Source organism: Bartonella sp. TT121SHDZB (assembly GCF_042193415.1).
Lineage (GTDB): Bacteria > Pseudomonadota > Alphaproteobacteria > Rhizobiales > Rhizobiaceae > Bartonella.
In genome coordinates this window covers 1-571 of record NZ_JBHILR010000080.1, presented here as the reverse complement: position 1 = coordinate 571, position 571 = coordinate 1, and the positions used below count along the sequence as shown (strand labels likewise).

Sequence of the window (571 nt, the reverse complement as noted above, 5' to 3'; positions counted from 1 at the left end):
TGCATGGGCTCTGTATCATCATCATCAACAGCGGCTTGCTTATCTATTTTGGTCAGGGCTCTATAACAGCCAATAATTTTTGCCGCATCATCTAAATCAATTTCACGGTTTTCATTGGCAATAATCTCCTGTATGGCTGGTGTAATATAGGTTTCATCAATGCCTAAGACCACAATCTTGTAAGGGGTTAAAAGTTCATTATCGACAGCTTCCGCGAAGGTATAATGATGGAGTTGTTTGCCAAAAAGTGCTTCATCATCCATAGATGCCAAAACAGCATTAATCTCATCAGCGCGCCTTTTGGCAGTGTCACTAAAGATCTTTGGGGTTGCTGTCATATAGAGACGTTTTTTACCTCGAATGATGCTATTATCATGAACCTTGATAAATTCGGATTCATTGTCTTCACTTCCCAATGAAGCACCAGTGGTTCTATGCGCTTCATCACAAATGATTAGATCAAATTCGGGTAAACCATGCTCTTTTTGTGCATTCGAAATCACTTGGATAGAATGATAAGTTGAAAAGACCACGGTCATTGCATCTGCTAGGGATTCACAAGCTTCTTTAG

The 571-nt window shown here is 39.9% G+C and carries 1 protein-coding gene; it reads right to left on the bottom strand.

Going from position 1 to position 571, the window contains the following annotated elements:
- On the bottom strand, positions 1–571 hold a 571-nt coding region (locus tag ACFIKI_RS08605), incomplete at both ends, for a DEAD/DEAH box helicase family protein (protein WP_375666807.1).